The 26,310-nt window shown below is 73.3% G+C and carries 20 protein-coding genes; 10 read left to right on the top strand and 10 right to left on the bottom strand.

Going from position 1 to position 26,310, the window contains the following annotated elements:
- Window positions 1-46 precede the first annotated feature (46 nt).
- The gene (locus tag C2L58_RS37050; RefSeq protein WP_103342304.1) at window positions 47-3,703 is read right to left on the bottom strand and encodes a glycoside hydrolase family 3 C-terminal domain-containing protein; all 3,657 of its coding nucleotides are present in this window, start codon (window positions 3,701-3,703) and stop codon (window positions 47-49) included.
- 223 nt (window positions 3,704-3,926) lie between these two features.
- The gene (locus tag C2L58_RS37045) at window positions 3,927-5,111 is read right to left on the bottom strand and encodes a hypothetical protein (protein ID WP_146073745.1); all 1,185 of its coding nucleotides are present in this window, start codon (window positions 5,109-5,111) and stop codon (window positions 3,927-3,929) included.
- Between the two features lie 23 nt (window positions 5,112-5,134).
- Between C2L58_RS37045 and C2L58_RS37040 the strand changes: the two genes are divergently transcribed.
- Entirely contained in the window at window positions 5,135-6,166 is a 1,032-nt protein-coding gene (locus tag C2L58_RS37040; RefSeq protein ID WP_146073744.1) for a tetratricopeptide repeat protein, read from the top strand.
- Between the two features lie 47 nt (window positions 6,167-6,213).
- Here C2L58_RS37040 and C2L58_RS37035 read toward each other — a convergent pair whose 3' ends face one another.
- From C2L58_RS37035 to C2L58_RS51005, 3 genes are read right to left on the bottom strand one after another with little or no spacing between them, the layout of a single operon-like run.
- Window positions 6,214-6,561: a hypothetical protein gene (locus C2L58_RS37035; protein WP_103342314.1), complete on the bottom strand. Its 348-nt coding sequence runs from the start codon at window positions 6,559-6,561 to the stop codon at window positions 6,214-6,216.
- 41 nt (window positions 6,562-6,602) lie between these two features.
- On the bottom strand, window positions 6,603-7,313 hold the full coding sequence (locus C2L58_RS51010; RefSeq protein ID WP_233226156.1) for a hypothetical protein: 711 nt from the start codon (window positions 7,311-7,313) through the stop codon (window positions 6,603-6,605).
- Window positions 7,238-8,257 (bottom strand): ArnT family glycosyltransferase, encoded by a 1,020-nt coding sequence (locus C2L58_RS51005; RefSeq protein WP_233226155.1) that lies wholly within the window; start codon window positions 8,255-8,257, stop codon window positions 7,238-7,240. Before C2L58_RS51005 ends, C2L58_RS51010 begins: the two co-directional genes overlap by 76 nt.
- Window positions 8,258-8,434: 177 nt before the next feature.
- Between C2L58_RS51005 and C2L58_RS37025 the strand changes: the two genes are divergently transcribed.
- Complete coding sequence (locus C2L58_RS37025; protein WP_103342301.1) at window positions 8,435-9,832, top strand: endo-1,4-beta-xylanase; 1,398 nt, start codon at window positions 8,435-8,437, stop codon at window positions 9,830-9,832.
- A gap of 80 nt (window positions 9,833-9,912) precedes the next feature.
- Here the strand turns inward: C2L58_RS37025 and C2L58_RS37020 are convergent, their stop codons facing one another.
- Entirely contained in the window at window positions 9,913-11,115 is a 1,203-nt protein-coding gene (locus tag C2L58_RS37020) for a PucR family transcriptional regulator (RefSeq protein WP_233226154.1), read from the bottom strand.
- A 173-nt stretch (window positions 11,116-11,288) separates the two neighbouring features.
- Between C2L58_RS37020 and C2L58_RS37015 the strand changes: the two genes are divergently transcribed.
- Genes C2L58_RS37015 through C2L58_RS36985 form a run of 7 tightly spaced genes read left to right on the top strand, consistent with a single transcriptional unit; the run spans window position 11,289 to window position 18,172 of the window.
- Entirely contained in the window at window positions 11,289-11,546 is a 258-nt protein-coding gene (locus tag C2L58_RS37015) for a phosphopantetheine-binding protein (RefSeq protein ID WP_103342299.1), read from the top strand.
- Window positions 11,543-12,790, top strand: coding sequence for a beta-ketoacyl-[acyl-carrier-protein] synthase family protein (locus C2L58_RS37010; RefSeq protein WP_103342298.1), 1,248 nt, complete (start codon window positions 11,543-11,545; stop codon window positions 12,788-12,790). Before C2L58_RS37015 ends, C2L58_RS37010 begins: the two co-directional genes overlap by 4 nt.
- 13 nt (window positions 12,791-12,803) lie before the next feature.
- Window positions 12,804-13,814, top strand: a complete 1,011-nt coding sequence (locus C2L58_RS37005) for a 3-oxoacyl-ACP synthase III family protein (RefSeq protein WP_103342297.1) — start codon at window positions 12,804-12,806, stop codon at window positions 13,812-13,814.
- A complete protein-coding gene (locus C2L58_RS37000) occupies window positions 13,811-14,566 on the top strand; it encodes a glycosyltransferase family 2 protein (RefSeq protein ID WP_103342296.1) in 756 nt (251 codons plus the stop codon). Before C2L58_RS37005 ends, C2L58_RS37000 begins: the two co-directional genes overlap by 4 nt.
- The gene (locus tag C2L58_RS36995) at window positions 14,563-15,744 is read left to right on the top strand and encodes a cytochrome P450 (RefSeq protein ID WP_103342295.1); all 1,182 of its coding nucleotides are present in this window, start codon (window positions 14,563-14,565) and stop codon (window positions 15,742-15,744) included. The genes C2L58_RS37000 and C2L58_RS36995 overlap by 4 nt, the downstream gene beginning before the upstream one ends.
- Window positions 15,741-17,279 carry a class I adenylate-forming enzyme family protein gene (locus tag C2L58_RS36990; protein WP_103342294.1) on the top strand — a complete coding sequence of 513 codons (1,539 nt, stop codon included), beginning with the start codon at window positions 15,741-15,743 and terminating at the stop codon, window positions 17,277-17,279. Before C2L58_RS36995 ends, C2L58_RS36990 begins: the two co-directional genes overlap by 4 nt.
- Window positions 17,276-18,172: an NAD-dependent epimerase/dehydratase family protein gene (locus C2L58_RS36985; protein ID WP_103342293.1), complete on the top strand. Its 897-nt coding sequence runs from the start codon at window positions 17,276-17,278 to the stop codon at window positions 18,170-18,172. The genes C2L58_RS36990 and C2L58_RS36985 overlap by 4 nt, the downstream gene beginning before the upstream one ends.
- 212 nt (window positions 18,173-18,384) lie before the next feature.
- Here C2L58_RS36985 and C2L58_RS36980 read toward each other — a convergent pair whose 3' ends face one another.
- The 4 genes from C2L58_RS36980 to C2L58_RS36965 form a co-directional block, all read right to left on the bottom strand.
- Complete coding sequence (locus C2L58_RS36980; protein ID WP_103342292.1) at window positions 18,385-20,388, bottom strand: glycosyltransferase; 2,004 nt, start codon at window positions 20,386-20,388, stop codon at window positions 18,385-18,387.
- Window positions 20,382-21,074: a DUF998 domain-containing protein gene (locus C2L58_RS36975; protein WP_158264224.1), complete on the bottom strand. Its 693-nt coding sequence runs from the start codon at window positions 21,072-21,074 to the stop codon at window positions 20,382-20,384. The genes C2L58_RS36980 and C2L58_RS36975 overlap by 7 nt, the downstream gene beginning before the upstream one ends.
- A 55-nt stretch (window positions 21,075-21,129) precedes the next feature.
- The gene (locus C2L58_RS36970; protein ID WP_199191633.1) at window positions 21,130-22,500 is read right to left on the bottom strand and encodes a HAMP domain-containing sensor histidine kinase; all 1,371 of its coding nucleotides are present in this window, start codon (window positions 22,498-22,500) and stop codon (window positions 21,130-21,132) included.
- A 91-nt stretch (window positions 22,501-22,591) separates the two neighbouring features.
- Window positions 22,592-23,281, bottom strand: coding sequence for a response regulator transcription factor (locus tag C2L58_RS36965; RefSeq protein WP_103342289.1), 690 nt, complete (start codon window positions 23,279-23,281; stop codon window positions 22,592-22,594).
- Window positions 23,282-23,550: 269 nt separating this feature from the next.
- On the opposite strand from C2L58_RS36965, the gene C2L58_RS36960 reads away from it, so the two are divergent.
- Window positions 23,551-26,247 carry a BTAD domain-containing putative transcriptional regulator gene (locus tag C2L58_RS36960; protein ID WP_103342288.1) on the top strand — a complete coding sequence of 899 codons (2,697 nt, stop codon included), beginning with the start codon at window positions 23,551-23,553 and terminating at the stop codon, window positions 26,245-26,247.
- Window positions 26,248-26,310 lie beyond the last annotated feature (63 nt).

Genomic DNA, 26,310 nt, shown 5'->3' with positions numbered 1-26,310 from the left:
AAGCCCGTCCCGCCGGCGTGATCACCGGCGGGACGGGACCCCTCGGTCAGCCGATGGCGATCGTGAAGATGTGCATCGCCGCCGTGCCCATGTTCGCTCCGTCGCTGACGTCCGGGAGTGTCACGTACTGCACCGTCTTGCCCGGCTGCAGGGGGATCGGGGCGTAGTACAAGCTCACCTTCTGGTTCAGCTGCCCGCTGCTGTTGTTCAAGTACGGCAACGTGGTGAGGATGTCGCCGCCGGTGGCCGCGTTGGACCACCAGTCCGCGAAACTCACCGAGTGGGACTCGGTCGTTCCGTCCGTGTACGTCACCGTGGCCGTTCCGCTCGGGCTGCCGTAGTCGCCCGCGCCGATCAGGCCCAGCGTGTGGCCGGTGCCGGAGATCGCGATCGTCTGGCCGCCGGCCACGCCGCCCGCGACCACGTTGTCCGGGCTGCCCGGCGGCACGTCCGGCCAGGTGAACGTCAGCCCGTCGTGGGTGAACGTCGCTCCCGGCGTCAAGCTGGGCGTCGCCGCGGCCAGGGCCTGTGCGGAGAAGCTCGCGTTGCCGCCGTCGAAGTTGCCCGCGCCCGGCGTGGCGTCGTCGCTGATGCCCACGTTGTTGTACGCCGCCGGGAACGACGGGTACGGCGGGTGGGGCAGCAGCACGGTCGTCGCGTCCGTCGAGGTGCCCCGCCCGTTGACCGAGGTGAACGCGGCCTGCGCCGACAGGTCGAACTTGCCGGGTTCCGCGGAGGCCGGAACGCCGATCTCCCACGTGGTGCTGACGGTCTGCCCGGCCGGCACGGTGGCGAACGTCGACGGCGAGGTGGCCTTGACGGTCCAGCCGGCCGGCCCGCTCAGCGTCAAGACGACGTCGCGCAGCGGCCGGGCGCCGGCCGGGTTCGGCAGCGTGGTGGTGGCGGTGTACGTCGTGCCCGCCTGCACCCGCTCCGGTGCCGCGAGCGTGAACGGCTGCTCGACCACCACCGGCGTGGTGCCGGTGACGCCGTCGACCGTGACGCTGATCGTCGCGACGCCGGGCGCCACCATGGTCACCTGGCCGGTCCGGCTCACCTCGGCCACCCGCGGATCGCTGCTGCGGTACCCGATCCGGGCGCGCGAAAGGTCGACGAACGACTGGTCGTCGTGCACCGCTTCGACGATGTGGTCGGCCGGCACGTGCTGGCCGGCCTGGGCGGTGTCGTCGGCGATCCACGGGTTCTTCGCGGTCAGGTCGAGCCGCTGACCCGGCGCGAACACGACCTGACCCGGCTGCACGGTCACGTACTGGGTCTTCGGCTTGATCGCTCCGGTGACGGCCACCGTGGCGGTGCCGGCGAGGTGCGCGGAATCGGCGCCGACGCCGAACCGGTAGGGACCGGGGTACACCACTTCGCGGCGCTGGCCCTCGTTCCAGAACGACAGATCGCTGATCCGCACCGGGATGGCCAGGTGCTGCGTCCGGCCGGGGGCGAGCACGTCGGTCTTCGCGAAGCCGGCCAGGCGCTGCCGCGGCAGTTCCACGCCGGGCACGCCGAACGCCGTGGCCGCGTACAGCTGGGCGACGGTGGCACCCGGCGTGCTGCCGGTGTTGGTCACGTCCACGTGCACGGTCACCCGCCCGTTCGCGTCGACGGCCCGGGTGTCCGCGTGCACGCGGGAGTAGGCGAACTTCGCGTAGGAGAGGCCGTAGCCGAACGGGTAGGCCGGCGTGCCGGTGAAGTACTGGTAGGTCCGGCCGAGGCCCCCGGTCTGGGACGGCGTCAGCCCGTAGTTCTTGATGGCGGGCAGCTGCGAGTCGTCGGTGTACCAGGTGAAGTTGAGGTGCCCGCTGGGGTTCTGCTTGCCGAACAGCACGTCGGCCAGCGCGGTGCCCTGGCTTTCGCCGTTGTACCCGCTGAACACGATGCCCGGAATGCCGGCGGCGTGGCCGAGCGAGACGGCGCCGCCCGCCTGGACGGCCAGCGCGGTCCGGGGGTTGCCGGCCGCCTTGACCTGGTCGAGCAGCGAGTCGTAGTTGCCGGGCATGGCGATGGTGGTGCGGTCCCGGCCCTCGGTGGCCACGTTCCCGTCGGTCCCGGCGAACACGACGACCAGGTCGGCCGTCTTCATCGCGGCCAGCGTCTCCGCCGAGCAGCTCGCCGCCGTGGTCGTGCCCGTGGACGTGCCGCACGCGTCGAACGTGACCGTGGCACCGGGGTTCGCCGCCTTGACCGCGGACGTGATGCCCTGCACCGCGTTCACCTGCAGCGCGGGTTCACCGGAGTAGCCGCCGAGGGTGACCTTGCCCGCGAGATCGCCGACGACGACCACGGTGCCGAGCTTGGCCGGATCGGCGGGCAGCAGCGGCGCGGCGGTGCCCGGGACCGGGTCGTTCTTCAGCAGGACCAGCGAGTTGGCGGCGACCTTCGCGGCCAGCGCCTGGTGCTCGGCGCTCTGGATGACGTCCTTGGTGATCTTCGTGTACGCCACCCGGTCCGGCGGGTCGAACTCGCCGGTCTGCATGCGCGTGGTGAACACGTGCACCAGGGCGTTGTCGAGCACGCCTTCGGACAGCACCCCAGTCTTGATGGCCTCCTGGATGTTGGCCACGGTGGCTTCCGTGCCGGTGCAGTTGAGCTGCGTGCCCGCGCGCAACGAGTACGCCTGGCCCCCGGCGGCGCCGGAGACCTGCTGCCCCGACGTGGTGTTCGTCCACTGCGTGCCGCCGCCTGCGGTGGCCGTGGTCCAGCCCGGCGGCGCCCAGTTGTGGCTGCCCGGCGCGTAGACGTCGCCGACCGCGCCGCAGTCGGACGTGGTGTAGCCGTCGAAGCCGTAGGTGCGCTGGGCGATGGCGTTCGCCGTGTACGTGTCGGCCGGCGACGGCGTGCCGTTGATCGCGTTGTACGACGTCATCAGGCCGGAGACGTGCGCGTCCTGGATGAGGTGCCGGAACTGCGCGGTGTAGTAGTCGCGGAGGTTGGCCTCGGTCGTGTCCGAGGAGTCCGCGTGCCGGTCGTTCTCGACGTTGTTGAGCGCGTAGTGCTTGGCGGTGGCCGCGACCTTGAGGTACGGCGTCGTCGGCCGGCCGGACGCGGTCTGGCCCTGGTAGCCGTTGACGAACGCGCCGGCCATCTTCGCGACCAGGTACGGGTCTTCGCCGAACCCTTCGTCGGTGCGGCCCCACCGCGGGTCGCGGTCGAGGTTCACCGTCGGCGCCCAGTAGGTCAGCGAGCCGTAGTTGTTCTTGTCCGGGCCGATGTTGTTCTGCGCGACGCCCCACAGCGACTTGTCCAGCATGCCGCGGGCCTCGTCGGAGATCGCCGTGGTCTCCTGCTGGATCAGCGCCGGGTCCCAGGACATCGTGCTGGCCAGGTTGGTCGGGAAGCTGGTGGCGTGCACCCCGCCGGTCGCCGTGCCGTCGTCGGTGTTCGCGCCGAGCGTGTTGAGGCCGTGCTGGCCTTCGCTCCAGTACGTGTACTGCTGCACGCCGAGCCGCGGGATGGCCGGGGCGCTGTTGGTGCGCAGCTGCAGCACCTTTTCGGGCAGGGTCATGCGGGCGACGAGGTCGGCGGCCCGCTCGGCGAAGCTGTAGTGCGTGTCGCGGTAGACCGGCAGCGCGGCCGGTCGCGCCGGGGCTGCCGACGCTGCCGGGACGAGCGTGGCCGCGGTCAGGGTGGCGGCGAGCAGGGGCACGGCGGTCAGCCGTACCCGTCGCCGGCCGGGGAAGCGCAAGGACATCGGATCTCCGTCGCAGAAGCTCGATGGGCTGGGTGCTCCGGCCGAGCCAGGAGCACTGGCGCGCCGCCGGCCGAGGGAACCGCCGGTTCGCAGGCTGGTCCGTCACCATCGTTCGCAAGGGATCCGGTTCTGGCAAGCAATTCACCACCGGCCAGGTGTCACCGCTGGCCGAGGCCCGGCGGCGGCTGAAAGTTTCACCGGCCGGCCCTCCTGGACGAAGCCGTCAGGCCGGTTCGGCGTCGGCCAGCAAGGTGCGCAGGCGGGTGCCGTGGCCGGCGACCTGGCCGAGCAGGAGGTGCCCGGCCTCGTCGCCCCACAGCTTGCCGACCAGGTGGCGGTACTCCGACAGCCGCGGCAGCTTGCTGTCGAGCCGGAAGAGGATGGCTAGGGGCCGCCGCTGCCACCAGCGGCGGATCCAGTCCACCGGCTGCGTCACCAGCAGAGCGCCGTAGCTCGTCGGCAGCGCGGGGCCGGCGGCGGCTTTCACCGCCTTCTCGGTGAGGTTGAGCATCTCGGTCAGTGACACGGTTTCGCGGTCGGGTCCGCTGGCTTCGGCCAGCAGCGCCTGGTACCGGGCCAGCAGCTTCCGGCGCTCCCGGACGGTGTCGGCGTGGCTCAGCTCGGCCTTGAAGTCGCCGAAGTAGCGGCGGTAGCGGCGGAATTCGTCCCGCACGCGCAGCAGCTGCTCCGGGACGTCGTCGAGCGACGAGGCGCGCGAGAGCACCAGCGCGCTGATCGGCGGGATCGGGATGGTCGACATCGCCGCCCACTCCGCGACGAGCTCGCCGCCGTTGAGCGGCTCGTCGAGCGATTCGCTGACCTCGTCGTAGAGCCGGCGCGGCAGCGAGCGGTACGTCTTCTGCAGCGTGCCCGCCACGAACGGCACCCGGTCGAAGTCCGGGAAGTAGTCCAGGCCGTGCGCGGCGGCCGCCAGGAGGTAGCCGTTCCCGCGGTACATGCGTTCCTTGACCGAGCAGTCCCCGCAGCTGGCGTACCCGCCGAGGGCGTCGACCTGGGCGAGGAGGTTGTTCAGCCCGGTCGTGTAGTCCAGGCCGGTCACCGCGCCGGTCGCGTCGACCGCGTGCCCGGGGTCGTCGGCGTCGAGGGTGATGCGCTTCGCGAGCTCGTCCGGCAGCCGCAGCATGACCCGCCGGAGTTCGTCGGGGGACAGTTTCGGCTGGAACGTGCGGTACAGCCCTTCCTCGCCGAGGTGCCGGCCCAGGAGGGTGACGTGCTCGTCCGCCGCGCCCAGTGCTTCCAGGCGGTCGAGGAGCACCACCGCTTCGCACAGCGCGCAGAGGTCGAGGAAGAGCGGCAGGGTGAGCGCGTCCGGACGGCTCAGGACGGTGCTGGCGTTGGCGACCAGGGTCTGGGTCACCAGCGCCACGTTTTCCCCGGTTTCGGCCACGCCGCTCATCCTATGCTGGGGTGGTGACGTTCCTCCTCGAACTCGGCGCGGCGAGCGTCGAGGTGACCGAGTTCGCCGGCACCGACCTGCCGGCGGTGCGCGAGCTGGTGGAGCGGGGCGAAATCGTGCTCCTGCGCGAGGAAATCCCCGCACCGGGTTCGCTCGACCAGTGGCCGCGGGACGTCGCGGAGTCGATCGGCGAGTGCGCGGTGGTGCCGCTGTCGAGCCTGACCGGAGCGGGCGGCCCGCGCTACCCGCTCGTGGTGGGCCGGCGCGAGAGCATCCGGTTCCTCTGCTCGTACGCCGAAAGCGTGCCGGTTCCCTGCGAGGCCCAGCCGGTGGTGACGGACTACCGCGAGTTCCGGCACCTGTGGCTGGGCGGCTCCCCGGCGGTCGACCCGGACGGCTTCGCGATCGGCATCACGCTGGCCGGGCTGCACGCCCGCAACGTCCTGCACGGCGACGCGCACCGCGGGAACTGGCTGTTCGACCGCGACGGCACGGCGCTGGTGCACGACCCCCGGCCGGTGTTCCTGCACACCCGGCCGAGCGCGGAGCAGTGCGCGACGGACATCCGCCCGCTGCTGCCGGGCCTGACACCGGACGGCTGGCAGAGCTTCCGCCTCGGCTACCGGCGGGCGTGGCCCGAGGAGGGGCGCGTCATCGACCTGATCCAGCTGAGCGACCGGACCGGCTGGGCGGCCGCCTTCCGCACCGGCGAGTTCGCCCGGGCCGGCGAGCTGGCGGCCCGTCAGCTCACGACCGAGGACACGTCGATCGTCCGGGTGATGTTGCTGGCGAACCGGGCCATGGCGCTGAGCCGGACCGAACGGCACGACGAGGCACTGCAGGAGTGTCTCGCGGCCTTGAAGCTGGCGAAGCAGCGGTGCCCGCACGTAGCCGACGGTTTGGGGCTGACGCTCGCCGTCGTGCTTTCGGGCCAGGGACGTCAGGCCGAAGCGGTGGACGCACTGCGCTCGGTGAGCGGGCAGCCCGAGCAGCTGCTCGCCCGGCTGACCCGCCCGGACGCCCAGCTGCCGATCATGAACCTGTGAGCGGGCGCCGGCGCGATCACCTCGGAGACCGTGGCGCACGCTCGCGCCTAGCGGATGACGGTCCAGTAGAGGACGTCGGGAACGACCACCAGCAGGGCCACCGCGAGCCAATAGCCGGCCGCGTTGAGCTGCGGGGCCCGGAAAGCGAACAAGGCGTTCAAGCCGAACACGAGCAGGCCGCCGAACAGCACCGAGACCACACCGAACCCGATCACCAGCCCCGCGCCGTCGTCGACCACCGTGGGGTCGAGCGTGGCCCACCCGAGCTCGCCGGCGACGACTTGCGCCGCCAGCATCGCGAAGGCGACCGGGTAGGCGGCCGGGAGGGCCAGCAGGAGGTTGAGCGGAACGCCGATCAGCCAGACCTGGTGCGGGCGAAGCTCTCGACGGGGCACCCGGCCATTCTGCCGGACCACGCAGTTCTCCGTCGACCAGCTCACGGCCGGCGGTGGATCGTGATGGAGTGGCCGACCTCGTCGATCGGTGTGCTCGTGCGGAGCAGCAACCCCAGGCGGTCGTCCGCCTTGGCCGTGGCGGAATCCGACACGACGAGCAGCCCGTGGACGAGGTCCGGGGGCACGGCGAGCGGGTCCGCGGCGTCGATGCCGTAGTACGACGGCACCCCGCTGCCCTTGTAGACCAGCCACACCCGCTGACCCGGGTAGCGCTGTTCGAGCCGATCGGCCAGCCGGCCCAGGTCCTGGCCCCAGTCGACGTTCGAGTCGTGCAGCTGCCGGTGGGTTTCCGCCGGGCCGCCGAACGCCTCGTTGGCGTACGGCAGGTAATAGGGGAACGTGCGCAGCGAGCTGACCGCCGTGAACGCGACCAGGCCGGCCACGGCGACGCGCGCCCACCGCCGGCGGAGGGCGACCACCCCCGCCGCCGCGACGGCCAGGAACATCGGCACGAAGAGCGCGTACCGGACGCCGAGGTCGCGGCTGCCCGTCATGGCCGCGGCCAGCAGCACCGCCGCCGGGACGAGGACGTACGGTGCCGCCGGGCGCAGCTTCGGGACCGCCACCATCGTGCCGACGCCGGCCGCCCAGAGGGCCAGCGTGCCGAGCGGCGTCTTCACCAGCAACGCGGCCGGGAGGTAGTACCACAGCGCGCCGACGTGGCGGCTGCCGAACAGGAACGTCGTCCACACCTGGTCTTCGAAGCCGAACTGGACGCGCAGCCCGTCGAGGTACGGCCCGGGCAGCGGCAGCAGGCCCGCGAGCGAGCGCAGCCCCTCGAGCGGCGGCAGGCCCGGTGGTGGCACCCAGCGCAGCCGCGGATCGACCACCAGGTACGAACCCACACCACGCCGACCGCGATCAGCGCGACGCCGAGGGCCGCCGCGGCCCCGGCCCCGAGCCGCCGGAGTGTCCGTTGTGGACCGGACGCACAGACCGAGAGCACGACCAGGAGCAGCGCCACCGGAACCGCGGCCAGGGCGCTCATCTTCGTGGCCACGGCCGCGCCCAGGGCCAGTCCCGCGAGGGGAAGGTAGCGGACGGGACGCCGCCGGGCCCGCCACAGCAGCCAGGCCGACGTCACCAGGAAACCGGCCACCGGCACGTCGAGGGTCGCCAGTGACCCGTGCGCGACGAGGTCGGGGGAAAGCGCGTACAGCGCCAGGGCCACCAGGCCGCCGGCCGGGCCGGCCAGATCGCGGGCGAAGGCGAAGACGACCAGCCCGAACAGCAGCGTCAGCACGATCACCGGCAACCGCGCCAGCAGCATCAGCCGGCCCGGGTCGTGGCCCTGCTCGTAGAGCACGGACCGGCCGAGTCCGGTTTGGTCGCCGGCGAAACCGGCGTCGACGTGCACGTCCGCGAAGGCCAGCCCGGTGGCGATGATCAGCTTGCCCAGCGGCGGGTGCTCGGGGTTGAACCGCAGGCTGTGGTGTTCCAGGGAGAAGATCGCCGCGCCGACGTACACCGGCTCGTCGATCGTCGGGGTCTGCGCCACGGCCGTGGTGATCATCGCGGCCGCCATCCCGGCGAGCAGCCCGGCCACGGCGAACGCGGTCAGCCACCGCCGCCACCGGCCGGGAGGACGCCCGCCCGCGGCGGGCGGCCCGTCCTCCCGGGTCGCTTCCGTGATCACCTCCTGAGGGACGTCCGGCGGCGAAGACGGTTGAGCGGTTCCGGGGCGCAAGTAACTTTCACGGATCCGGCCAGGCGGCGTTCACCGATTTCGAAAGTCGGCCGAAACTTTTTGCGTGGTGCTCCGGCGGCGTGCTCTGCTGCTGGTCAAGGGGAACTTCACCGAAGGAGACCACGAATGGCGGAAAGCTCGTCGGACCTGCGCCGCAGGCGCTGGTGGCGGTCGACGACCACTCGAGTGCTGGCGGGCGTGGCGACCGTGGCCGCGACCGCAACCGTGCTGGTGACGGCGCCCGGCGCGGACGCCGCGGCCAGTACCCTGGGCGCCGCGGCCGCGCAGTCGGGCCGGTACTTCGGCACCGCGATCGCCGCCGGCCGGCTCAGCAACTCGGCCTACACCACCATCGCGGCGCGCGAGTTCAACATGGTGACGCCCGAAAACGAAATGAAGCCGGACGCGACCGAACCCAACCAGAACCAGTTCAACTTCTCGGCGGGCGACCAGGTCTACAACTGGGCGGTCAGCCACGGCTCGCGGGTCCGCGGGCACACCCTCGCCTGGCACGGGCAGCAACCCGGCTGGATGCAGAACATGGGCGGCAGCGCGCTGCGCAGCGCGATGATCAACCACATCCAGAAGGTGATGGGCCACTACCAGGGCAAGCTCGCGTACTGGGACGTCGTCAACGAGGCCTTCAACGAAGACGGCAGCCGCCGTCAGTCGAACCTGCAGGGCACCGGCAACGACTGGATCGAGGTCGCGTTCAAGACCGCCCGCGCGGCCGACCCGTCGGTCAAGCTCTGCTACAACGACTACAACATCGACAACTGGAGCTACGGCAAGACCCAGGGCGTCTACCGCATGGTCCAGGACTTCAAGTCCCGCGGTGTGCCGATCGACTGCGTGGGCCTGCAGGCCCACTTCACCGGCGGCAGCTCGGTGCCGGGCAACTTCCAGCAGACGATCTCCAGCTTCGCGGCGCTCGGCGTCGACGTGGCGCTCACCGAGGTCGACGTCACGAACTCGAACACCTCGCAGTACTCGGCGCTGACCCAGGCGTGCGTGAACGTCGCACGCTGCGTCGGCATCACCGTGTGGGGCGTGCGGGACAGCGATTCCTGGCGGTCCAGCGAAAGCCCGCTGCTGTTCGACGGCAACGGCAACAAGAAGGCCGCCTACAACTCGGTGCTGAACGTCCTCAACTCGGCCGGCCCCGGCCCGACGACGACACCGACCACCCCGACCACACCCACGACCACCCCGACGGACACCACGACCCCGACGACCACGCCCACGACACCGGGCGGGGGCAGTTGCACCGCAACGCTTTCGGCGGGACAGTCGTGGGGTGACCGGTACAACCTCAACGTCTCGGTCAGCGGCTCCTCGTCGTGGACGGTCACGATGAACGTGCCGAGCCCCGAGCGGATCAGCACCACCTGGAACATCAACGCCACCTGGCCCAGCAGCCAGGTGCTCGTCGCGACACCCAACGGCAGCGGCAACAACTGGGGTGTCACCATCATGACGAACGGAAACTGGACCTGGCCCAGCGTCAGCTGCAGCGCTTCCTGACCATCTCGGGTCCCAGGCCTCGTGAGTGGTAAGGCGGGTTCTAACCCGCCTTACCACTCACGAGGGCTTTCGCGGCCGGGTCATTCGCGGCGCAGGTGGTCGTGGGCCAGCAGGGCCAGGCGGCAGCACAGCTGGTGGCGGTCGTCTTCCAGGGACGCCCCGGTGAGCTGCTCGAGCTTGCGCAGCCGGTTGAGCACCGTGTTGCGGTGGCAGTACAGCAGTTCGCCCGCGCGGGTGGGGGAGCGGTCCGCGCGGAACCAGGCCCGCAGGGTGTCCAGGAGGACTTGGCGCTCCTCGTCTTCGAGGTCCAGGACGCGGCCCAGGGCCCGGGCCGCCAGCCGCTGGGCCAGCCGCGGACTGGCGACGACCAGCGCCTCGGGCAGCCGGTCGTCGAGCACGGCCAGCCCCGGCACGGCCGGGGATTGCGTGTGCAGCGCGATTTCCGCCAGCTGGTAGGCGATGCCGATCTCGGCCAGGCCGTCGACCTCGCCGGACAGGCCCGCGCGGTGGTGCAGGTGGGGGGCCAGCAGGCCGGCCAGCCGGTCGGCGGTGTTCCCGCCCAGCTCCACCAGCCACACCACCCGGTCCCGGTACGGTGCCACGACCACGCGCACCCCCGCGGCCGCCAGCTCGGGCACCGGCACCATTTCCTCGGCCGCCAGATCGCAGACCACCAGGACCACGACGTACCGGCCGTGCCCGGGCAGGCCGAGGTCGGCCTCGGCGTCCGCGGCCACGGCCGGGTCGACGCCCCGGCCCTCGACGAGCACCCGGACCAGCCGTTCCCGGCGCCGGTTCACCCGGGTCTGCAGCTGGATCTCGCGCGACCGGTACCCCTCGACCATCGCCGTCGAGACGCGGTCGGTCGCCTGCCACAGCACCATCACGCTGTCGACGAACTCGGCCACCTCGTCCGGTGACCGGCGGCGGGCCGCGGTCAGCAGCATCTCCCACAGCAGCTCGGTACCCAGCCGGAACAGGTGCAGCACCGCCTCCAGGGGCACGCCCTGTTCGGCGCGGCGGCGGCCGGTGGCCAGCGGGGCCGCGATCCAGTCGGCCCGCGTTTCGAACCCGTCGGTCATCAGGACCAGCGCGCTGCGGGCGTTGTCCATGAACGACTGCCGCATGTCCGCGGGCGCCACCCAGTCCCCGCGCGCGTAGAACGTCTTCTCCTCGACCGCACCCCGCTCGGTCAGCCGGTCGGCGAACGACGGCAGCTCGGTGAGGACGACGGCGGCCACCTCGCGGATGACCCTCCTGGACGCGTGCGGATGCCCCGGCATCCGCCGACCATAGCCCGGCGGGGTGGGCCGGTGCCGCGAACCGGTTGTGCACGGAGCACAGCCGGGCCGGAATCGGGGCCACCCGTCAGCCGTCGGTCAGCGGCCGTTGCCAGCCTCCTCGTCGTGGCCACCCGGCCCGGTATCCCGCCCCGAACCCACCCGTGAGGTAACTCGTGAGCCCTTCGGACGACGTCGAGCGCACCCTGGCCCAGCTGATCACGAAGGTGTCCGGCACCGACCCGGTGGCGATGGCCGCCGAACGCCCGCTGACCGGCCTGTCGCTGCGCGACGAACTGGACATCGACTCGCTGGCCATGGTCGAGCTGACCGACGAGATCGAGCTCAGCTACGGCCTGACGATTCCCGAGGAGGGCCTGCACCTGCTGCAGACCTTCGGCGACGTCGCCGACTACCTGCGCGCCGCGGCGTGAACAGCCCGCCGCACAACGACATCGAGGTCGTGGTCACCGGCGTGGGCGCGACCACGCCGCTGGGCGGCGACGTGCCCGCCACCTGGCAGGGACTGCTCGACGGCCGGGCCGGGGTGTCCACCTTGGACACCGGGTGGACGCGGGAGTACCGGTTCCCGGTGCGCATCGCCGCGCGGCTCGCCGTCGAGCCCGCCGAGGTACTGGACTACGTCGAGCTCAAGCGCATGGACCGGGCCGAACAGCTGGCCGTGGTCGCGGCCCGGCAGGCGTGCCGGGACGCGGACCTGGGCGAGGACACGGTGGATCCCGTGCGGTGCGGCGTGGTGATCGGCACCGGGATCGGCGGGGCGACGACGCTGGTCACCCAGCACGACGCCCTGCGGGAGCGGGGACTGCGGGCGGTGTCGCCGCAGCTGATCCCGATGGTCATGCCCAACGGGCCGGCCGCGCTGGTCGGCCTCGCGTTGCGGGCGCGGGCCGGGGTGCACGCCCCGATGTCGGCCTGCGCGTCCGGGGCCGAGGCGATCGCCTGGGCGTGGCGGATGATCGTGGCGGGGGAGGCCGACGTCGTGGTCGCGGGCGGCACGGACGCCTGCATCACGCCCGCCATCATGGCGGGGTTCACGCGGGCGCGGTCGATGAGCACCCGCAACGAAAGTCCCGGGACGGCGTCCCGGCCGTTCGACGCGGGCCGGGACGGCTTCGTGCTGGGGGAGGGCGCGGGCATCCTCGTGCTGGAGCGCGCGGAGTTCGCCGCGGCGCGCGGAGCGAAGGCGTACGGCAGGATCGCCGGCGTGGGCATGAGCAACGACGCCCACCACATCACCGCGCCGGACCCGGACGGTGCCGGGCAGTGCGCCGCCATCACCACCGCGCTGCGCCGCGCGGGACTCGCGGCCGGCGACATCGGCCACGTGAACGCGCACGCGACCTCGACGCCGCTGGGCGACCTGACCGAGAGCGTCACGATCCGGCGCGTCCTCGGCGACGGCCCGGTGGTCACCGCGCCGAAGGGGGCGCTGGGGCATCTGCTCGGCGGTTCCGGTGCGGTCGAAGCCATCGCGACCGTGCTGTCCGTCCGGGACGGCCTCGTCCCGCCCACGGCCAACCTGGACACGCTCGACGACCGGATCGACCTGGACGTCGTGGCCGGCGAGCCGCGCCGCGTCACGCTCACCGCGGCGATCAGCAACTCGTTCGGTTTCGGCGGGCACAACGTGACGCTGGCGTTCGCCGGTGTCTAGAAAGGACGGTGTCATGCACGTGGCGATCGGCGGTGTGGCCGCCTACCTGCCCCCGGCGCTGGTCGCCGACCGCGAGATCGAGGCCCGCATCGAGCGCGAGAGCCCCGGCTTCACGCCCCGGCCCGGGGCGATCCGGAAGCTCAGCGGGATCAGGACCCGGCACCGGGCCGCGCCGGGCGAACTGGCCTCGGACCTCGCCGTGGCCGCGGCCGCGAAACTGCTCTCCGATGCGGGGCTGGGCGCGCACGACATCGACCTGCTCGTGTTCGCGTCCGCTTCCCAGGACCTCATCGAGCCGGCCACGGCGCACGTCGTGGCCGCGAAGCTCGGCGCGTCCTGCCCGGTGTTCGACGTCAAGAACGCCTGCAACAGCTTCCTCAACGGGATGCAGGTCGCGGAGGCGCTCATCCGTTCCGGGCAGTACCGCCGCATCCTGGTGTGCACCGGCGAGACCGGCTCCCGGGTGGTCCGGTGGTCGGTAGAGGACCGCGAACAGTTCGTGGACTCCCTCGCCGGCTACACCCTGTCCGACGCCGGTGCCGCGATGCTGCTGGAAGCCTCGGCCGCACCGGGCATCTTCCACCGGGACTTCTCGGCCGATTCGTCCTGCTGGGACGTCGCCTCGATTCCGGGACACGGCGGCGCGAACTCCCGCAATCCGGTCACCGACGGCTACATGCGGGGCGACGGCCGCACCTTGATGGAGTCCGTCGTGCGCGGCATCCGGCCGCAGCTGGACGCGGCACTGGCGCGCACCGGCCTGAGCCGGGACGACTTCGCGCTCTTCTGCGTGCACCAGGTCGGCCTGCCGCACCTGCGGGTGTTCCTCGAATGCAGCGGCGTGCCGGAGGACAAGCTCGTCGTGACGATCACCGAGCACGGCAACGTCGCTTCGTGCAGCCTGCCGCTGCAGCTGAGCCTGGCGCTGGAGTCCGGCCGGTGCGGCCCGGGCGACAAGGTCGCGTTCATCGGGCTCGCCGGCGGCGTCAGCGTCGGCACGGTGTTCGCGGAGCTGACGTCATGACACGACTTTGGGTCGTCATTCCCGCGTACAACGAGGAAAAGTGGATCGAGGGGCCGCTGCGGTCGCTCGCCGCCCAGCGCCACCGCGACTTCACCGTGCTGGTGGTGGACAACGCGAGCACGGACGCGACCGCCGACGTCGTCCGCTCCTTCGCCGAGGCGCACCCCGAGATGGACGTGCGGGTGATCAGCGAACCGCAGAAGGGCACCGGGGCCGCGTGTGACACCGGGATGCGCCAGGCCATCGAAAACGGCGCCACCCACCTGGCCCGGACCGACGCGGACTGCCTCGTCGCTCCACAGTGGACCGAAGCGGTCATGCGCGGCTTCGCGTCCGGGCTGGAGCTGATCGGGGGCCGGTTCAAGGCGCGCACCGACGACTTCGCCGTGCCGAGGACCGAGCGGGCCGTGCTGGCGTTCCTGGTCGGGTTCGGCGGGTACGCCGCGCGGTTCCGCCGCGCCAACCGGGGGCCGGAGTACCTCGGGCCGTACCTGTTGTGCGCGGGCGGGAACACGGCCATCACGGCGAGCCTGTACGAGCGGTGCGGCGGCTATCCGCGCTCCTGCATCGAAGAGGACCACGAGGACCGCACGCTGGTGAACCGCGTCCGGTGCGTCACCCGGGCCTACGGGCGGCGCCGGGACATGGTCGTCTACTGGTCGCAGCGGCGGACCAAGGCGTGGGGCATCCGCAACACCTTCGCCTGGTACACCAGCCACGGCTACCGCGGCGAGACGGTGGACGTCCGATGAGGGCGGCCGCGCAGGAGCTGCGGCTGCAGCTGGCGGCGCACCCGCTCGCGTACCCCGTCGTCCGCGTCCTCGGCCGGCTCGGCCCGGCGGTGCGGGTGCCGGGGCTCGGGGTCGTCGTGAACGAGGCGGCGGTGGCCCGGGAGGTGCTGACCGACACCGAGACCTTCCGCAGCGGCGGCGGCACCGAGGCGGACCTGTGGACCCCGGTCTTCGGCCCGTCGATGCTGGTCAACATGGACGGCCCGGAGCACCGGGCGATGCGGCGCAAGCTCGCCGAGTTCTTCACGCCCGCCTACGTCCGGCAGCTGGTCGACACGGCGTGCACGGAACCGCTGGCCCGCACGGCCGAGGCCCTGCGCGCCGGCCGCCCGGTGGACGTCGTGCGGACGACGAAGGTCGTCGCCGGGGCGGTGACCAGCGCGCTGGTCGGGTTCACCGTGACCGGGTCGACGGCGGAGCGGGAGGCGGCGTACCTGCGGATGACCGGCCAGGCCACCGCGATCATCGGCCTGGTCAAGCTGGGCAAGCTGAGCCTGAGCGACCGGCAGGTCGCCCGGGCCCGGGCGATCGTCGCGGACATCGGCGCCGCCACCTCGCTCGCCTGGGAAAAGGGCGACGAAACCACCGCGGTCGGGCGGATGCGCAGCTTCGGGCTCACCGAAGACGAGGCCCGGGGGCTCGCGTCGGCGTTCCTGATCGCGGGCACCGAGACGATCACCAGCCTGCTGCCCCGGATGGTCGCGGTGCTCCACGACCACGGTGCGCTGGCCGCCGTCGCCGCCGCGTACCGCGATGGTGACACCGGGCCGATGGAGGCCGCGATCCACGAAACGGCCCGCCTGATCACCCCGGCGCCGATCATCCTGCGCAACGCCGTCCGGTCCGGGCGGATCGGCGGGGTCGCCGTGCGCGCCGGGGACCGGGTCGTCTTGTCGACCCTCAACTGCGCCCGGGCGCACGGCCGGTTCGACCTCGCCCGCGCGCACCCGCCGGAGCTGCGGCGGCTGTGGTTCGGGGCGGGGCCGCACTTCTGCCTCGGCTACCCGCTGGCCATGGCCGAGATCCACGCCATCCTCGCCACCCTGGCCCGCCCCGCGGCGCTGCGGATCACCGCCCGCCGGGCCGCGCCCGGGGTGCTCTTCCCCGCCTACCGGCGCCTGGAGGTCAGCCGCGCATGAACGATTTCGTGACCCGATTCCTGAGCACCGCCGGGGAGCGGCCCGGCGCCGTCGCCGTCATCGATCCGGACGGCCGCACGACGACCTTCGGCGAGCTGCGCCGCCTGGCGCTCGAAGTCAGCGCCGGGCTGCGGGCCGAGAGACTCGAGCCCGGTGACGGCGTGCTGTTCGCCGTCCGGAACTCGGCCCGGGCGATCGGCCTGTTCCTGGGGGCGCTGCAGGCCGGCGCGGTGCTCATCTCGGCGGACACCGCCGTCGGCCCGGAGCTGGTGTCGGCGCGGCTGCGGGCCTGCCGCCCGCGCTGGCTGATCGCGGAGTCGCTGTTCTACACGACCAGCGTGGTCGGCCCGGCCCGCACGTTCTGCCGTCGCCGCGGCTGGCCGGTGCCGGACCTGCGGCAGCCGATCGGCGATCCCGGGATCCGGCACGTCCACATCGGACGCCGGCTGCCCGGGGTGCCGCGCGCGGCCCGGTCGCTGAAGGACCTGCTCGGCCGGGAACCGGGCGCGGCTGCGGAACGGGATCCGGACGCACCCGCGCTGATCGTGTTCACCTCGGGCACCACGGAGCAGCCGAAGGGGGTCGTGCACTCGCTGCGGTCGCTCACCGCGGCGGTGACGATGCTGGGCGGGCACCTGCCGTTCGCGCCCGGGGACGTGATGCACGCCGACGGCATCATGGCCGGCCTGCCCGCGCTGCTGGGCGGCGCCCGGCTCTCCCTGCCGAAGCCGTCCGCGCCGCCCGAACGTTTCGCGCGGGACCTCGCGGAACGACGGGTTACCCACGCTTACGGAGTTCCGGTCCACTTGGCCGAGGTGTTCGGCGTCCTCCCGGAATGGCCCGGGCACGTCCGCCACCTCGTGATGGGGTCCGCGCCCGCGGCACCCGCGGTGCTGCGGCAGGCGATGGCCGCGGTCCCCGCCGGGCAGGTGCTCTCGATCTACGCGATGACCGAAGCGATCCCGCTCGCGGTCGCCCGCGCGGAGGACAAGCTGGCGCACATCGAGCGGGGCCTCCCGGGCGACCTGCTCGGCACGCCGTCGCCCGGGGTGACCACCCGGATCGCCGAGGACGGCGAACTGCTGGTGTCGGCCCCCAACGCCTGCCTCGGCTACCTCGGTGCGCCGCCGCTGACCGAGCTGGCCACCGGCGACCTGGCCCGGCTGGACGAGGACGGCCGGATCGTCATGACCGGCCGCAAGAAGGACATGCTGATCCGGGGCTCGTACAACATCTACCCCGGCCTGTACGAGCCGTCGATCGCGCTGCTGGCGGGGGTCCGGGAAGCGGCGATGGTCGGGACGCCCGACCCGGTGACCGGGGACGAGAGCGTGGTGCTGGCCGTCGTGGCCGACGGCGACGACGCCGACCCGGGCCGCCTCGTCCGGCGGCTCCGCAAGCAGCTACCGGAGCTGATCGACGCCGAAGCCGTGCCCGACCGCATCGTCGTCCTGCCGGAGCTGCCCCGCTCGGGCCGGTCCCGCAAGCTCGACCGGGGCCGCCTGCGCGAGCTGATGACCGCGAGCCGGCCGTGAGGCTCGCGGTGACCGGCGCGACCGGGTTCGTCGGCGGCGCGGTCTGCCGGGCCGCCACGGCCGAGGGCTGGCGGGTGAGCGCCTTCGGCAGGCGTGCCGAGGCGGACCCCCGGCACGTCGGCGGGGCCGCGTACCGGCCGTGGGACATCGGGGCGGCCAAGCTCGCCGACCCGCCCGAGGTCGACGCGGTGGTGCACTGCGCGGCGTCGGCGACCGACACCGGCGTGGCCCGCGAGGTGTGGCGGACCAACCTGCTCGGCACCCACCACGTGCTGGCGTCGTTCCCGGAGTGCCGGATCGTCCACGTCAGCAGCGCCAGCGTGTACGACCCGTACCGGCCGACCGTGCGGGCGAAGGAGCACGAAGCTCCGGTCGACCGGTACCTCAACGCCTACGCGGCCGCCAAGGCCGCGGCCGAGCAGCTCGTGCTGGCCATCGCCCCCGACGCGGTCGTCCTGCGGCCCCACGCCGTGTACGGCGCCGGGGACACCACCCTCCTGCCCAGGCTGCTGCAGAACGTGCGGGGTACCCGGCTGCTGGTGCCCGGCACCGGCCGGGTGCTGGTCAGCATGACCGAGGTGGGCGGCCTGGCCCGCGCCTGCCTGCTCGCCGCGACGGCCGAACCGGGGTGGCCGCGGGTGTTCAACATCGCTGACAGCGCCCCGGTGCCGATCGACTGGGCGCTGCGCGGCCTGCTGGCCTCGGCGGGCGTGCGGGTGCGGCCGGTCTACGTGCCGGCGCGCGTGCTGTCCCCGTTCGCCCGCCTGTTTCCGCGCGGGCGGCTGAACCGGTACGTCATCAGCCAGTTCGCGGTGGAACGCACGCTGGACATCACCGCGGCGATCGACCGGCTCGGCTACCGGCCGGCACCCACGGCGTTCCCGGCGCGGTGAGGCGTGGTGGGTGCGGAAGCTGGGGTCCGCCGCACCCACCACGGGACCGGGGCCGGCAGCCGGGGCCGCCGCCGGTGCGGGTACCCGCGCCGACGACAGTAGCGCGGCAACCCGACCGGAGACGGTACGCGGCTGAGGTCGCCCGCACGCTCCTGAGCTGCGGTTTCGGTCGTGCCGGCGAGGATGCCACCGGCAATTTTGCCGGTGGCGGCTCACCGCCGGAGGGCGACGGGCGCCGGACGGCGCGCGACGTCGAGGTACACCCCCTCGAAGGTGTCCACTGTGGACTCCAGGTCGTGCGCGGCGATCAGCTCCAGGCTGGCCTGGCCCATCGCCCTCCGGGCGGGCTCGTCGGCCAGGACGGCGGTGAGCCGGGCGGCCAGGTCCGCGACGTCGCCGGGACGGTGGAGCCAGCCGTTGCGCCCGGGCCGCACGAGGTGCGGCAAGGCCATCGCGTCGGCGGCCACGACCGGCTTGCCCGCGGCCATCGCCTCCATCGTCACCAGGCTCTGCAGCTCGGCGGTGCCGGGCATGCAGAACACCGCGCACCGCCGGTAGGCCCGCACCAGCTCCTCGTCCGGGACGAACCCGTGGAAGGTCACCCGCTCCGCGATGCCCAGCCGGGCGGCCAGCGCCTCCAGCCGAGGGCGTTCGCTGCCGTCGCCGACGAGCTCGACCCGCACGTCCGGGGGCAGCGCGACCGCGGCTTCCAGGAGCTCGTGGACGTTCTTCTCCGCGTCCAGCCGCCCCACGAACAACACCGCCGGCCGGCCGGCGGGCTCGGCGGCCGGCCCGGCGTAGTGCGCGCGGTCGACCCCGCAGGAGATCGCCAGCACCGGCCGGTTCAGGCCGTTGCGTTCGAGCAGCCCGGCGGCCCGGGGCGTCGGGGTGGTGCAGACGGTCGCCCGGTCGAAGACCCGGACGAGATCGCGCCACGCCAGCCGGGCCAGCGGGCGGTGGGTCCAGCGCGGCAGCGGGCCGTAGCCCAGCAGGTTCTCCGGCATGAAGTGGTTGGTGGCCACCACCGGGACACCGGCCGCGGTGGCGGCGCGGACCGCGCTGCGGCCGACGAGGAAGTGCGCCTGGGTGTGCACGACGTCGGGGTCGATGCCGGCGAGCAGCGCCGGCACGGCCCTGGCCGTCCGCCACGGCGGGCAGATCCGGAACGTCGGGTGGAACGGCGTGCGCACCGAACCCAGCCGGTGGACGGTCACCCCGGCCGTCGTCTCGGTGAACGTCTCGACGCTGGGCGACGGGCAGAGGACGTGGACGTCGTGCCCGCGCGCGGCCAGCCCGGATGCCAAGCGGTAGGCGAAGTTCGCGGCGCCGTTGACGTCCGGCGGGAAGGTGTCCGCGGTGATCGCGATGCGCAGCGGGCCATCGCGGTGCGTCCGGCGCGCGGGCGCGGCGGGTGCCGGCAACTCGCGGGCGAGCAGCACGAGCCCGGCCACCGCGACGAACCCGGGCACGGCCAGTCCGGCGAGCTGTCCCGGAGCCAGCTCCCCGTAGGCGAAGACGCCGATGAGGACCGCGCTGAGCGGGTCGGCGACGGTGGTCGCGCCGGCCACGATCGGGGCGGGTCCGCTCGCGTAGGCCTGGTGCAGCAGCCACGCCCCGGCGAGGGTCGCCACCACCGCCTCGGCGACCACGGCGACGGCCGGGCCGCCGGCGAGCGGCGCGACGGCCGCCGCCCGGATCAGCGCCGACGTGAATCCGAAGAGCACCGCCGTGCCGAGCGCGGACAGCAGGGACCGGGCCCGGCCGCGGGCGTACCGGGCCGCCGCGGCCAGTCCGGCGGCGGCGAGCAGCGCCCACTGCGCGGTTCCGAGGGCGGGGGCCGGCAGGGCGGCGTTCGTGGCGGTGGCGGCCAGCGCGACGAAACCGGCCAGCCCGGCGACGCTCATCGCCAGCGCGGCGAGGACGGTCCGGGTGGGCGGGGTGCGGGCGAGCAGGACCGTGAGCACCAGGGTGAGCACGCCGATCGGCTGCACCACGGCGAGTGGCGCCATGGTGAGCGCGAGGACGTGCAGCGCGGCGCCCAGCCCGGCGAGCCCGATCCCGGCGTACCAGCCGGGCGTGCGGAGGATCGCCCGGATCCCGGACAGCCGCAGCGTCGGGCCCGTGGCCGCGCCGCGGACGGCTCGGTGTTGCAAGTGGACGGTGCCGGCGAAGCAGCACGCGCCGGCGGCGGCGAGGCCGATGGCCAGGGTCAGCATGATTTCCTCCCGGAACGCAGGACGGCGAGGGCCGGCTCGCCGAGCAGGACGAGGTAGACGACGAGCACGAGCCGTTCGGCGAGCCCTTGGAACAGCGGGCCGTCGAAGGCGTGCGCCGGCGCGAGGAGCACCGGCAGCTGGCTCAGCAGGAAAACCGTGAGGGCGGCCCACGCCCAGTCGGTGGACCGCTGCAGCCGGGCGGCGAGGCCGTGGTGCACCGGGTGGTTCACGGCGCCGCGGGCGAGGAGCCCGGCCGCGGCCGGCAAGCTGACGAACAGCACCAGGCCCGCGTAGCGGTGGACCTCGGCGGAGAGCGTCATCGGTGCGCCGGTGGGGATGGTCGGGAAGAACGCGCACAGGGTCAGGCCGGCACCCCAGCAGCCGGCCAGTGCGACGACGGGCCGGGTCACCGGCAGCCCGGCCCTGGCCAGCCCGGCCAGCAGGAAGCCGGTGCCGGCCGCCAGCGTCAGCACGCAGACGGCGAACCCGCCGGCGCCGGCGGACAGGGCGTAGTCGCTGATCACCTGCCGCACCGGATCGACCGCGGCGGCCTGGGTGACGTGCAGGACGAGGGCGGTGACCACGGACAGGCCGAAGCACGCGATCGCGGCGGCGGCCCACGGCCCGGCGCCGCGGCCTTGCCGCGGCGCCGCGGGAGCGGGACGGATCGTTTCGACGGAGGACACGATTCGAACTTCGTGTCCGTGGATGAAAGAACCTTAAGAACCGCCGCCGAGGTGATTAAGAAACGCGCTCCGACGGCAGCCGCACGCGCAGTTCGGCCCCGCCGTCCGGGGCCGGGCCCGCCACGACACTGCCCGCGTGGGTCCCGACGATCTGCGCCACGATGGCCAGCCCGAGCCCGGACCCGGGCATCGAACGAGCCGCGGTGGCCCGGTAGAAGCGCTCGAAGACCTTCGGCCGATCCTCTTCGTCGATGCCCGGCCCTTCGTCGGTGACGGTCAGCTCGGCCTGTTCGTCCGTTGTGGACAGCCGGACCCGGACGGTGCCGCCGGGCGGGCTCCACTTCGCGGCGTTGTCGAGCAGGTTCAGCACGACGCGGGACAGCCCGCCCGCTTGACCGGTCAGGCTCGCGGGCCTGGCCGAGACGGCGAAGACGACCTGCGGCCAGCGGGCGCGGGCGCGGATGACGGCGCTGTGGACCACGTCGGCGAGGTCGAGCGGCCCGAACGGCTCGGGGTCGGTGTTCTCCGCGGCCAGCTCGACCAGCTCGGTGGTGAGGGTGGTCAGCTCTTCGGCCTGGACGCCGAGATCCCGCAGCAGCCGGGCGCGGTCGTCCGGGGCGAGGGTCCGGCCGGAGCCGAGCTGCTCCTCGGCGTAGGTGAGCAGTTCGACGTTGGTGCGCAGGCTGGTCAGCGGGGTCCGCAGCTCGTGAGCGGCGTCCTGGACGAGCTGCCGCTGGGCGGCCTTCGACGCGGCGAGCGCGGTCAGCAGGTGGTTGACCGCGGTGGCGAGCCGGGCGATCTCGTCGTGCCCGGCCACCGGGATCGAACTGTCCAGGTCGTGCGTCTCGGCCACCGTCTCGACGGCGCCGGTGAGCCGGTCGACCGGCCGCAGGCCCGCCCGCGCGACGCCCCAGCCGACCAAGCCCGCGAGGGCGGCGCCGGCGAGCCCGATCCAGGTGAGCAGGATCCGGAGGTCGTCGAGGGTCCCTTCGATGCCGATGACGCGGCTCGCCACCTGGATCGCGCCGCCGGGCCGGGGTGCGGTGCGCACGCGGTAGACCGTCTCGTCCCCTGTCTCCGCGTCGTCGAGGTCCTCGCCGGTTCCGCTCATCGCGACGCGGGCGGCGGGCGAAGTCACCGGACCCAGCCATTCGGCTCCGGGGCTGGCGGACACGGCGTGCCCGCGGGTGTCGAGGAACCGGACGACGACGGGCGGCGGCAACCCGGCCAGCCGGATCAGCCGCTCGATTTCCGTGGGCAGGTCGTCGTCGGACCAGGTGCCCGGCAGCCGGTCGGTGTTGCGCAGGGTGCGCAGCGCTTCCTCGGGGGTCGTGGCCTGCACCGCTTCGGCGCTGTCGGCGTTCAGCTGGTGGTCCAGGTTCTCGTACATCCGGCCGTGCATCAGCCACCAGCCCGCGAGGGACACCACGACGACGGCGAGCGCGACGCCGAGCGCGGAGAGGACCGCGACCGGGCGCGCAGGGTGAGTTTGCGCCGTCCCAGGCCGCGCAGCAGCCTCACAGCGGGTCCTCGCGCAGGACGTAGCCGACGCCGCGGACGGTGTGCAGCAGCCGCCCGCCGCCGCCGGCTTCGAGTTTTTTGCGCAGGTAGCCGAGGTAGACGTCGAGGCTGTTGGAACTGCTGCCGAAGTCGAACCCCCAGACGTGTTCGAACAGGACGGACCTGGTCAGCACCTGCCGCGGGTGGCGCAGGAAGAGCTCGAGGATGGCGAACTCGGTCCGCGTCAGCCGCACCGGACGGCCCGCGCGCAGGACTTCCCGCGTGGCCGGGTTGAGCGCGAGGTCGTCGAAGCGCAGGTCGGCCGGCGACTCGGGAACGGCTTCGTACCGCGCGCGCCGCAGCAGGGCCCGCACGCGGGCGAGCAGCTCCTGCAGGGAGAAGGGCTTGGCGAGGTAGTCGTCGGCGCCGGCGTCCAGGCCCGCCACCCGCGCGGTGACGTCACCGCGGGCGGTCAGCATCAGCACCGGCACGAGGTTCCCGGCGGCCCGCAGCCGCCGGCAGGTTTCCAGGCCGTCGAGCACCGGCATGGTGACGTCGAGGATGACCCCGTCAGGCTCCCGTTCGCGGATGACTTCGAGGGCGGCTTGGCCGTCCTTGGCGATCTCGACGGCATAGCCCTCGAACCGCAGGGTGCGCGACAGGGAGTCGCACACGGCGTCCTCGTCGTCGGCGATCACGATCAGCACCCTGCCGATTGTCCGAGGCGGGCGGAGCAGCGGCCAGGCGAGGTGCTAAGAAACGGCTAAGAACTCGTCGCTGTCGTGGCCCGGCGGTCCCGGTGGAGAGCGCGACCCCCAACGACGCGCCCGCCACCGGGTCGCCCCGGCATTCCCCCTCGTTCACCGTGCCCCTAGGGTTCCGGACGCCGTCCTCGTTTCGTCCTCGCGCCGGCATTCCGCCGCTCCACCTGCGCGTTCCGAAGCCGGGCCGGCCTTGACGACCAGGGGGGGTTGCGATGAGGTTCCGGATTCTCGGAACGCTGGAAGTGACGGCGTACGGGAGCCGAATCGCGCTGGCGAGCCCGCGGCAGCAGCGCGCGCTCGCCGTGCTGCTGCTCAACGCGGGCGCCGTCGTGCCGGTGGAGCGCATGATCGACGCGCTCTGGGACGACGAGCCACCGGCGACGGCCGTGAAGCAGGTGCGCAACTGCGTTTCCGCGCTGCGGGGCCGGCTCGGCGAGCTCGGCGGGGCGATCGTCACCGATGGTCCCGGGTACCGCCTGCAGATCGACGCCGACGATCTCGACTCCCTCCGCTTCCGCCGGCACGTCGCCGTGGCCCGCGGACTGGCCGGGCAGGCCAAGCTCGCCGACGCCGTCGACGAAATCCGCACCGCGCTCGCCCTCTGGCGCGGTCCCGCGCTCGACGGGCTGCGGACGGCCACGCTCGCCGGCCGGGCCGCGCTGCTCGACGAACAACGCGCCGACGCGGTCGAACTCTGTGCCGAATGGCGGCTGCGGCTCGGCGAAACGGGCGAAGTCGTCCGCGACTTGACGGAGTTCTGCGGCGAGCACCCGACGCGCGAGCTGTCCCACCTGCTCCTGATGCGCGCGCTCGCGAAGGAAGGCCGCTACGCCGAAGCATCGACGCTGTTCCACGGCCTGCGCCGGCGGCTGGCCGACGAACTCGGCGTCGACCCGAATCCCGACCTGCGGCGGCTCCACGAGCAGATCCTCGCCGAGGCCACGCCGGGCGCCGAAGATCCCGAGCCGGAACCCCCGGCGCAGCACCAGTTCGACCGGGCGGTCACCGAGCTGGCCGAAGCCGTCACGTGGCAGTGGCGCGCGGAAGCCGAGCTGCGATCGCTGCACCGGCCACAGCCGATCCGGCTGCGCTGGTCGGCGGTCGCCCGGCCCGGAAAGCCCGCGCTGCGCGGCGACCTCGACGACATCGCGGCGACGTTCACCGCGTTGCCCGCGCGGCAGCTGGTCGTGCTGGGCGATCCGGGCTCGGGCAAGTCGGTGCTCGCCCTGATGCTGACCCTGGAGCTGCTGCGCACCCGCACCCCGGACGCCCCCGTCCCGGTCCTGTTGTCGCTGGCGTCGTGGGACCCGCGGCGGGAGCACCTCGACCGGTGGCTGGCCGCCCGGCTCGCCGACAACCACCCGGCCCTGCTCAACGCCCGCGAGTACGGGCCCGACGCCCCGACCCGGCTCGTCCTCGGCGGTCACGTCGTCCCGGTCCTCGACGGCCTCGACGAGATGCCGGCCGACCTGCGCGTCGCCGCGCTGGACGCCCTGGACCAGACCATGGGCGTGGGGCGCTCGCTGGTGCTCACCTGCCGGTCCGCCGAGTACGAGCAGGCGACGCGCGAGTCCGGCACGGTGCTGGGCGCCGCCACCGTGGTGCGGCTCGAACCGGTCGTGCGGCAGGAGGCGATCACCTACCTGTCCGCGCGGCAGGGCGAAGACCGCTGGCTTCCCGTCGCCGACCGGCTGCGCCGCGATCCGGACGCCGCCCTGGCCCGGGTGCTGCGGACGCCGTTGATGGTCGACCTCGCGCGGATCGGCTACGGCCGGCCGCCGGCCGACCCCGCGGAACTGCTCGCCACCGAAGACGCCGCGGCCCTCGAAGGGCAGCTGCTCGACTCCTTCGTCCCCAACGCCTACGCGCGGGTGCCGCAGTCACCGGGGCGGAACCCGAAGACGAGTCCGTCCGGGCGCTACACCGCGGAGCAGGCCACCCGCTGGCTCGGTTTCCTGGCCCGGCACCTCGAACGCGCGCGCAGCCGCGACCTGGCCTGGTGGCAGCTGTACCGCGCGGTGCCCGCCGGCACCCGGTCGGTCCTGGTCGGCGTGCTGGTCGCGGTGTTCTTCGTGATCACCGGCTGGGTCGACGACGGACCGGTGCTGGCGGCGGTCTACGGCTTGGCGTTCGGCGGCGCCGCCGGCTTGACCCACCGCTTCGGCCGGCCGCCGGAGCCGCTGCGCACGGAGCTGCGGTTCGCCGGCGCGGCCCGGAAGTTCGCCGGCCGCTTCGCGATCGGTGCCGTGGTGGGTGTCCTGCTCGGCCTGGGCTGGTCGCTGGCGGCCGGCCTCGTGGTCTTCCTGGCGCTGGTGTTCGGCCTGGTGTTCGCGGTGCACGTGTGGCTGGCGAAACCGGTCGACGCGAGCCGCGTGTCGAGCCCGGGGACGATCCTGCGCAACGAACGGACCGGCGCGATCGCGCTGTCGGTGTCGTTCCTGGTGTCGTTGGGGCTGTTCGACGGGATGGCGTTCGCGTTCACGGCGCAGACCCGGTTCCTCCCGGTGCTGGGCGGCCGTTTCGACGTGGCGCTGGCCATCGCGGCCGGGGTGGCGGGCGCGTCGTTCGGGTTCTTCATGGGCCGCGGCGTGGCGGCGGCGTGCTACTGCGTGGCGGCCGCGCTGGCGGGCGGCCAGGTGTTCCCGGCGGCGACGAACGCGGTGACCCCGATCGTGGCCGGCGTGTGTTTCGGGGTGGGCATCGGCCTGACGGTCCTGGTGACCCGGGCCTGGGGCAACTACTTCGTCCACCACCTCTGGCTGGCGGCAACGGGCCGCTTGCCGTGGCGCCTGATGCACTTCCTCGACGACGCCCACCGGCGCGGGGTGCTCAGGCAGGCCGGGGGCGTGTACCAGTTCCGCCACGCGCGGGTGCAGGAGCGGCTGGCCGCCGTCACCGGCGACGACTAGGGCGAGCTCCGCACGGCGGGCGTCCGGCTGCGGCCACCGAAGCTCTGGGCGAGCAGGCCGCCG

Origin of the sequence: Amycolatopsis sp. CA-126428 (assembly GCF_002904335.1) — a bacterium.
Classification (GTDB): Bacteria; Actinomycetota; Actinomycetes; order Mycobacteriales; family Pseudonocardiaceae; genus Amycolatopsis.
The sequence above is the reverse complement of the archived record's forward strand: the minus strand, read 5'-3'. Positions and strand labels throughout refer to the sequence as shown.